Genomic DNA, 9550 nt, shown 5'->3' with positions numbered 1-9550 from the left:
GCCGCTAACGAGCGGCGCCAAGTTCCCAATTTCCAGTAGTGGATCATCCCAAGCTGCGGTCGCCATTCCGTCCTTATGGACAAATAATGGCGCGAGTGACGGGGCTCGAACCCGCGACCTCCGGCGTGACAGGCCGGCACTCTAACCAACTGAGCTACACCCGCGTGTGCTTGGGAGCAGCGCCAATATGGCGCTCGCCCCGACCTGTCAACCGTCGCTTTCGGCTTCGCTTCGATTTAATCGATCGCGCATTTCGTCGACCGTCGTTAACGTCCCACGTTCAAACAGGAAACCGGCGAGATCGGGCGTTCCGGTCGATTGCAATACCGTCTGCAAAATAAGCAGCAAAGGCACCGCCAGCAATGCCCCCGGCGCGCCCCATACCCAGCCCCAGAAACTGAGCGAGACCAGAATCAGCAAGGGATTGATCGTCAACCGCTTGCCCAGCACCAGCGGGGTAATCACATTGGCTTCGACGGTATGGACACCGATGAACAGAAGCGCAGGCAAGAGCGCCAGCCCCACGGCGTCAAAGGTCATCAGCCCGCCCAACCCGAGCAGGATCGCCGCCACAATCGGACCGACATAGGGCACGAAATTGCACAGCGACACGATGCCGCCCCACATGAATGGCGACGGCATGCCGAGCGCCCATAACAGCAGCGCGACCGATAGACCCAAGATCGCGTTGATCATCGTGATCGTCGCGAGATAGTCCGCGGTGGCATCGACGACATTTTGGATCACCCGGGCGGTCTGCATCGCGCCGTCAAAGCTGCCGCGCCGCCGAATCGTCCCCTTGCGCAGCCGAGTCCAGCCCGAAAGGAAGAAAAAGATTACCAGCACGGCAAAGAACAACTGGATCGCTGCCGATGGCGCCGCCGAGATGAAATAGTCGACGACCGACGTCGGCGCCGTCGCGGCCACCGCCTGCGCCGTCGCCTCGCTCCCGCTCGCCACCGACAGCAGCGTCCGCTCAACAAAGCCTTGCAGCGAAGAATAAAAATCGATCAGCGGCGCCAAATTGCTCTGAATGCGCGGGATCGAATCAGGCAGCCGCGCGAACCAGCCCGTTGCCGGGACGACGATGATCGCCAGCGCGGCGTTGATGAGCATCAGGAACATCGCCAGCGACAGGAAAGCCGCAAGCGCGGATGGCACTCCGCGCCGTTCGAGCCACTCAAGCAACGGCACGAGGGCGATCGCGATGACGATCGCGGCGGTCAGCGGCAGGAAAAATTCTGCGCCGTGCTGCAAGGCGAAAGGCAACCCCAAGCAGAAGCTTGCGCCAAAGATAAGCGTGAGCGCCGCGAGCAGCCGGTCGCGGCGAAAATCGTCGATCTCGATTTGATGCAGCGGATTCGAACGCGGGCGCGTGCCTTTGCTCCCCCGATCGTCCGCCACCCCTGTTCTCCTGCGTTAACCGCCTCTTCTTACGCGCCGTTTGCATTTTGCGCCAGCCGCCCCGTTTTGCGACCAACCGAGCCTCCATTCTGTCCCCGTCTGGGTCATAACCCGTCTTTCTCGCTGCTTTTTAACCAGAAATTACCCTTTTTCGTAGACTGAGGGCTCCAAGGACCAACCTTTTCGGAGCCAAAGTGATGATGAATGCGCCTGTGGGGGGCGCGAAGCATCAGCTTCTACCCTCTTGTTCGATACTCGCCCTTTTGGCTGCGCTTACGCTGCCGATGCAGGTGCAGGCCCAAGTTGCTACTCCGCCGCTCACGCGCGCGGGGACGACGATCAGCAACACCGCGAGCGCGACCTTCGATACTGGGGGCGGCTCGACCACCATCAATTCGAACCAGGTCGACCTGCTCGTCGACGAATTGCTCGACGTCACCGTCGATTCGAGCAATCCCGCCGATGTGCCGACTACGCCGGGTGCGACCGGACAGGTTCTAACCTTTTCGGTCACCAACAACGGCAACGGCGTCGAAAATTTCGTGCTGAGCACGATCGCGAACGCCGGGGGCGACAATTACGACCCCGTCGTCACCCAAATCTACATCGACAATGGTGATGGCGTGTTCGACGCCGGCACCGACACGCTCTACACACCGGGCGCCAACGATCCCGAACTCGATCCGGACGAAAGCGTTACGGTTTTTGTCGTTGCGACCACGCCAGGAACGGTGGTTGACGGCTATCGCGGTATCGTCAGCCTTGTTGCGGCAGCGGTGACCGGCACCGGCTCACCAGGCGACAGCTTTGCTGGCCAAGGCGAAGGCGGCGGCGACGCTGTTGTCGGCTCGACCGGTGCCGATGGCACCGATGCCGGTGCATTTATCGTATCGGCTGCGACGGTAACTCTCGTCAAATCGGCCGTGGTGACCAATCCGCTCGGCACGGCAGATCCGATCCCCGGCGCGACGATCACTTACACGATCGTCGCGACCGTTGCGGGCAGTGGATCAGTCAGCGGCCTGGCGATCACGGACAATATTCCCGCCGACACCAGCTATGTCGCGGGCTCGATCACGCTCGGCGGCGTCGCGCAGTCCGACGCGGTCGATGCCGACGCGGGCGATTACAACGGCACGCGGATCAACGTCGCGCTCGGCACCGTCGGCGGCGGCCAGACCCGCACCGTCACCTTCCAAACCACGATCGATTGATGGAGATGCACATGCGCACGGCCCTTTTCCTGCTTTTCGCGGCATTGTTGCCGGGTCAGGCGCTCGCCGCGAACCAGGTGGCGCTCGCCAACGACGTGTTCGTCGAGCGCGTGACCACCGATGCCACCGGCAAGCAGCGGATATTGCTCGAAGAGCCCAAGGTTGTCGTTCCCGGCGATCGGCTGGTCTTCGTGCTCAATTATCGCAATGCAGGGGCGCAGCCCGCCGACAAATTTGTCATCACCAATCCCCTCCCCGCGGCAGTCAGCTTTGCCGACGCTGGCGACACGAGGCCGCTCGTCTCCATCAACGGCGGACGCGGCTGGGGACAGCTCGATCAACTGACGGTGGCACTGTCCGACGGCACCCGCCGTGCGGCGCAACCCGCCGACGTGACGCACATCCGATGGGCGTTCCCAAAGCCGATACCGGCGGGCGGCAGCGGCAAGCTGATGTTTCGAGGAGTTGTAAAATAGCGAATTAAAATAACCGCTTAATGATTGCCAGCGGTGGGGAAACGGCAATCGACCAAAGCCAAGGAGCTCAGCTATGACCAGCAAGCTGAACACCGTGGGCATCATCGGTCTGGCGGCGATTTCAAGTCTCGCCGCCACCCCGGCATTTGCTGCCGGAACGACCGCGGGTACCACGATCACGAACACCGCCACCGTCGACTATCAGGTCGGTGGCGTTGCGCAGGGACAGCAGTCGGCGTCAGACAATTTTGTCGTTGATCGCAAGATCAACCTGCTCGTCGAAGAAGTCGGCACGGTGACGACGAACGTCGTGCCGGGGCAGACAAATGCCGTCATGACGTTCCAATTGACCAACAGCTCGAACGAAACGCTCGATTTCGCACTCGTCGCTTCTCAGATCGCGGGAGGCACCGCGGCGCATGGCGGCACCGATACGTTCGATGCCACCAACGTCCGGATTTACCGCGACAATACGGTTACCGGCACGGTTGGCAGTTGGGATGTCGGTGACACGCTGCTCACCGGCTACGTCGACGAACTCGTCGTCGATACAGCGATCCGCCTGTTTGTGGTGGCCGATATTCCGGCGGGCCTTGCCAACAATTCCGTCGCAGGCGTCACTCTTCGCGCCACTGCGCGCGAAGGTGGCACGGTTGGCGCCCAGGGTGCGGCCATCACCCAAACGGCCGGCGCGAATACGGCAGGCAAAGATACTGTCTTTGCCGATGTCGCAGGCGTTACCGGCGATGCGGCCCGCGACGGATCGCATAGCGACAATGATGACTATACAGTGCAAACTGCCACCCTGGCGGTCACCAAGACCAGCCGGGTCATCTCGGATCCGTTCAACAATACGACGAATCCGAAGCTGATCCCCGGCGCGATCGTCGAATATTGCATCGCTGTCGCCAATAGCGGCAGCGTTCCGGCGACGTCGGTGGTCATCAATGACGCGGTTCCCGGTCAGTTGACTTTCAACGCAGGAACAATCCGGCTCAACGGAACGGTCACCGCGGGCACCTGCAACGCCGATGGCGTCGCTGGGGGTAGCTACACCGCGCCGAATGTGACGGGGACGATCGCCACTATCGCAGCAGGCGCAGCGCAGACGCTCGTCTTCCGCGCGACGGTCAACTGATCGGAGTACCGATAGAGCAGCGGGTGCGGCCCAAAAACCGTCTCCCGCTGCTCCATTCGGGGCTATCATGGCACTCGGCACCAGATATTTTGGCCTCGCAAGCGCTCTGATCGCGGCAGCATTGCTGCCTGCGAGCCCGTCGGTGCGCGCGCAGGTGATTACCAACACGGCTTCGGCGCAGTGGACGCTCGACGGCAATCGCGGTCAGGCGCTGTCGAACCGTGTCGATGTTACCGTGGCGCCGCGCCCGCCCGAAAGGCCGACGATTACGACCTATCGCCTGACCAATGGCGGCGGCATCAAATCGGTGCCACTGGCGCCGACGCCGTGCAGCAGCACCAGCTTGGGTAGAACGAGCGGCACGATCCCGCTCAGCGGCGTCTATGAGGGAATTTCGACCGCCCCGGCCTCGCTGCAAAGCACCGACAATTTCCGCGTTGGCGAAGTGCTCGTCGTCGGGGTTACGCTCGCATCGGCCAATGTCGATCCGCAGCAGCGTGACACCCTCGCCGTCGTGCTCGAGCTCGAAAATGGCGACCGTGAGCAGATCACGCTGACTGAAACCGACAACAACAGCGGCGAATTTGTCGGCTTTATCAACACCATCGGGGTTCCGCCCGCCGTTGCGCAGGGCGATTGCCGTCTGTCGGTCAATCCCGGCGCCGCGCTGACGCTGCGCGTCACGGATCAGGCGAACGCCAGCCTTGTCGCGCTCGCGACGATCAATTTCCTCGTCGATCCGTTCGGCATCGTGTTCGACAGCGGCGACGGGGCGCCCGTTCCCGGCAGCCGCGTCACGATCATCGACACCGCTACCGGCCAGCCCGCCCAGGTTTTCGGTGACGACGGCGTCTCGGTCTATCCGCCGAGCGTGATCACGGGACAGAGCGTCGCCGATTCGGGCGGCACGACCTACAATTTCCCACCGGGCGACTATCGTTTCCCGTTCGTGGCCCCGGGTACCTATCGTATCGTGGTCGAGCCCCCTGCCCCGTTCACCGCGCCATCGCGATCGAACCCTGCCGATCTGGCCGCTTTCCGTCGCCCCGATGACGGGCTGCCGTTCGAAATCAGCGGCGCCAGCTATGGCAGTCCTTTCACGCTGAGCAGCCCGGCGCCGGTGCGCGTCGATATTCCGGTCGATCAACCCGGTTTGCCGCTGATCCTGCGCAAAACCACCTCGACGCAGGTCGCCGTGCCGGGCGACGTCATCCAGTACCGCATCGAAGTCGCGAACCGCGACGCGCGGCGAAATACCGGCGCGGTGACCGTCAGCGACGTGCTGCCCGCCGGCATGCGCCTGCGCGCCGATACGGTGCGGATCGACGGCGTGCGCGTGACCGCCAACATCGCCGCCAATGGCCGCGAATTCGCCGTTGTCGTGCCCAGCATCGCCGCATCACGAACCGCTTTGCTCACCTATCTGGCCGAAGTCATCATGTCGGCGCAGCCGGGCAACGCGCTCAACCGCGCCTCAGCCGTCGACAATCGCGGCTCGGCGAGCAATATCGCCGAAGCGACGATTTCGATCAAACGCGACCAATTGGGCGACCGGATGACGATTATCGGTCGTATCACCGATGGCGGCTGCCGCGTCGATCCGCGCCAGGCCGACGGCATCGCCGGCGTGCGCGTGATGTTGCAGGACGGCAGCTACACCGTCACCGACGAAGATGGCCGTTATCATTTCGAAGGCGTGCGGCCCGGGCTCCACGTGGTGCAGATCGACCCCTCGACGCTGCCGCTCGACCGCGAAGCCATTGACTGCGCGCGCTCGACGCAGAGCGCCGGCAGCGCGATCTCGCGCTTTGTCGAAGGTCGCGGCGGCGCGCTGAAAAGGGCGGATTTCCGTGCCGTTGCCAGCGCACCGCGCGCGGCGCCCAAAATGGCGGCGAACGCCGCGCCGACGGTACTCACCGACCCTGAAGCGGCAGGTTCCGGTCGCGACTGGCTTGCCGGGCAAGCCCCGGGCATCGACTGGCTGTTCCCCGCCACCGATCACAACCCGCGCTCAAAAGCGATCCGCGCTGCGGTCAAGCACGCGCCCGGTCAGACCGTGACGCTGCGCGTCAACGGCAAAGCCGCCGACCCGCTGACCTTTGAAGGCACCAGCAAGTCGGCCGACGGCAGCGTAGCGGTCAGTCTGTGGCGCGGGCTGGAAATCCGCGAAGGCGAAAACCGTCTGATCGCCGAAGTGAAGGATGTTAACGGCGTTGTCATCGCGACATTGGAGCGCCAGGTGCACTATTCGATCACCCCGATGCGCGCGGCGCTGCTCCGCCAAAGGTCGGTTCTGGTCGCGGATGGCGTCACCCGCCCGGTAATCGCGGTGCGCCTGACCGACCGCGACGGCAAGCCGGTCCGTTCGGGCCTGACTGGCGATTTCAGCGTCCCGGCCCCCTATTATCCGGCCGTCGAGGCCGATGCACAGCAAGCGCGCCAACTCGCCGGACTCGAGCGCGCCCAGCCACTGTGGAAAATCGACGGCGACGACGGCATTGCCTATATCGAACTCGAACCGACGACCGCATCGGGCACGCTGGCGATGGATTTCACCTTCCGCGACGACAAGGTGGTGCGCAGGCAGACGATCGAAACCTGGCTTGATCCGGGCGACCGCCCGTGGACGGTTGTCGGCTTTGCTGCCGGGACGCTCGGCTACAACACACTCGACGACCGGATGGAACCCGCAGCCGAGACGCTCGACGACCTGAACGCCGATGCGCGCCTCGCACTCTACGCAAAAGGCCGGGTGCGCGGCAGATGGCTGATGACGCTGGCGTATGACAGCGACAAGGACAAGGACGATGCGCGCTTCGGCGGCGTGATCGATCCTCGCGCCTATTACACCATCTACGCCGATCGCAACGAGACGCGCTACGATGCGGCGTCGGTGCGCAAACTCTATCTGCGCCTCGAACGCCCGCAATTCTATGCGATGTTCGGCGATATCGAGACGGGGATTTTGGAACCGCAGCTTGCCCGCTACCAGCGCGCGCTGAATGGCGGGAAGGCCGAGTATCGCGGCCGCAATTTTGCCGCGACCGCGTTCGTGGCCGACACCCCTTATCGTTTCCGCCGCGACGAGATCCAGGGCAACGGCCTCACCGGCCCGTACCAACTCGGCGCACGCGACATTTTGCCGAACAGCGAACGCATCGTCATCGAAACGCGCGATCGCCTGCACAGCGAGCGCATAGTTAACAGCGTAAGCATGACACGGCATGTCGATTACGACATCGACTATCTGTCGGGCACGATCCGCTTCCGCAACCCGGTGCTCAGCCGCTCGTCGGATCTCGATCCGCAGTTCATCGTCGCCGAATATGAGGTCGATGGCATTGGTCAGCGCGTGCTCAACGCCGGTGGTCGCGTCACCTATCAGACGAATGACGAGAAACTGCGCGTCGGCGCGACCTTCATTCACGATCAAGAAAGCAATGCCAAGACCAACATGGGCGGCGTCGATGCGCGCTATCGTCCGAATATCGATACCGAAGTCCGGGCCGAACTTGCGGTCAGCGACGCTAAAGCGCAAAACGGCGGCACCGCCGCCGCATCTGGCAGCGCGAAAGCGTGGCTGATTGAGGCCGAACATCACAGCAGCAATGCCGATTTTCTCGCCTATGTCCGTGAACGCGAGAGCGGTTTTGGCGCCGGGCAGCTCAACCGCGGCGAGGATGGCACGCGCAAATTCGGCGTCGACGCCCGGCTGCGCGCGGCCCGCACCCTGGCGCTGACCGGTAGCGCCTGGCAAGAGGATTATCTCGACGGCGGCGCCCGCCGCCGCGCCGCGCGGGCGCTCGCCGAATATGACAATGGCACGACAGTTGCGCGCGCTGGGCTGACCCACGCCGACGACCAGCTGTCGGACGGCACGCGCAACCGCTCGAACATCGTCCAGTTCGGCGCGACGCAGCGGTTGTTCGAAAAACGCCTCGAACTCGACGCGCAGACCGAATTTGCACTGGGGGGTAAGGATACGAGCATCGATTTCCCGACCCGCCACCGCCTGGGCGCACGCTTCGCGATCAATCGCGACGTCAATCTCGTCGGCAGCTATGAAATTGCGGACGGCGATACGATCAAGGCGCGTACAGCGCGGCTGGGTTTCGACCTGACCCCTTGGTCGGGGGCGCGCTTGCTCGCGACCGCGAACCAGCAGGAAATCGGCGAATATGGCCCCCGCAGCTTTGCCGCCTATGGACTGTCACAGTCGCTGAAACTCGGCGAGCGCTGGTCGGTCGCCGTGTCGGTCGACGGCAATCGCACCCTCGGCGGCATTCGCGCGGGCGATGTTATCAATGTTAACCAGCCGGTCGCCTCGGGCGGCTTCCTTGGCGACAATGGCACGCTGACCGAGGATTTCCTCGCGATCAGCACCGGCGCCACCTATCGCGCCGATCGCTGGACGCTGACGGGCCGCGCCGAATATCGCGATGGGGAATTCGCCAATCGGTACGGGCTGACGCTGGGTGGCCTCCGCCAGCTCGGCGAAGGACGCGCGCTCGGCGCCCTGTTTACTTATGCAAAGGCCAGCGGTCGCGGCACCACGCCGACGACCGAGGTCATCAATTTCGAGATGAGCTGGGCGCACCGCCCCGCCGACTCCGCGGTATCTTGGCTTAACAAGAGCGAGTTTCGTTCGGACAAGGTGCGCGATGCGATCGCCGGCCAACCCGGCCCGATCGGCGGCGGCGCGCTGACGATCGACGGCGACGCGACCAGCCGCCGCCTGCTCAACAGCCTGTCGGTCAACTGGACCCCGCTGGGCGACCGCGAAAACAGCCGTGACGCAGGCCGCATGTGGTACGAACGCGGCGAATTCGGCTTTTTCTGGGGCACGCGCTACAATTTCGACAAGTTCGGCGCCGACGACGTCAAGGGCTGGTCGAACCTGATCGGCGCCGATTTTCGCTTCAACCTCGGCGAGCATGTCGATGTCGGCGCCTCAGGCACCGTCCGCGTCGGGACCGATGCCGATACGATCAGCTGGGCGGGCGGGCCGACGGTGACGCTGGCGCCGATGAAAAATGCGAACATCACCTTCGGCTATAATTTCGCGGGCTTTCACGACCGCGACTTCGAAGATGCGCGTTACGCGCGGTCGGGGGCCTATGTGACGTTCAAGCTGAAGTTCGATCAGACGAGCTTTGCGGGGTTGGGGCTGTAGAATCGCGTCGCCCCCGCGAAGGCGGGGCCTCTAGCAGGCTATTCAGGAAGCGCAGAGTAAGCCGATAGCGGCCCCCGCCTTAGCGGGGGCGCCCGATTTACTAAATCAGCGAACATCAAAACCGGCGTCTCGACCAGCGTCTTTA

General features: G+C 63.5%; 5 protein-coding genes and 1 tRNA gene. 4 read left to right on the top strand and 2 right to left on the bottom strand.

Features of this window, described 5'->3' with window-relative positions; all coding sequences use genetic code 11:
* Positions 1-87: 87 nt before the first annotated feature.
* Together K0M74_RS02195 and K0M74_RS02190 are read right to left on the bottom strand one after the other, a co-directional pair.
* Positions 88-164: transfer RNA gene (locus K0M74_RS02195), tRNA-Asp, on the bottom strand.
* Positions 165-207: 43 nt separating this feature from the next.
* On the bottom strand, positions 208-1404 hold the full coding sequence (locus tag K0M74_RS02190; RefSeq protein WP_293967434.1) for an AI-2E family transporter: 1197 nt from the start codon (positions 1402-1404) through the stop codon (positions 208-210).
* Positions 1405-1667: 263 nt separating this feature from the next.
* Here K0M74_RS02190 and K0M74_RS02185 point away from each other — a divergent pair, with 263 nt between their 5' ends.
* From K0M74_RS02185 to K0M74_RS02170, 4 genes are all read left to right on the top strand, one after another.
* Positions 1668-2618: a hypothetical protein gene (locus K0M74_RS02185; protein ID WP_293967432.1), complete on the top strand. Its 951-nt coding sequence runs from the start codon at positions 1668-1670 to the stop codon at positions 2616-2618.
* An 11-nt stretch (positions 2619-2629) separates the two neighbouring features.
* On the top strand, positions 2630-3094 hold the full coding sequence (locus tag K0M74_RS02180) for a hypothetical protein (protein ID WP_293967431.1): 465 nt from the start codon (positions 2630-2632) through the stop codon (positions 3092-3094).
* 73 nt (positions 3095-3167) lie between these two features.
* Positions 3168-4232 (top strand): hypothetical protein, encoded by a 1065-nt coding sequence (locus K0M74_RS02175; RefSeq protein WP_293967429.1) that lies wholly within the window; start codon positions 3168-3170, stop codon positions 4230-4232.
* Between the two features lie 67 nt (positions 4233-4299).
* On the top strand, positions 4300-9405 hold the full coding sequence (locus K0M74_RS02170) for a hypothetical protein (protein ID WP_293967427.1): 5106 nt from the start codon (positions 4300-4302) through the stop codon (positions 9403-9405).
* The last annotated feature ends 145 nt before the right edge of the window (positions 9406-9550 follow it).

Origin of the sequence: Sphingopyxis sp., from assembly GCF_019459305.1 — a bacterium.
Lineage (GTDB): Bacteria > Pseudomonadota > Alphaproteobacteria > Sphingomonadales > Sphingomonadaceae > Sphingopyxis.
This window is presented reverse-complemented; position numbering and strand designations above follow the sequence as displayed.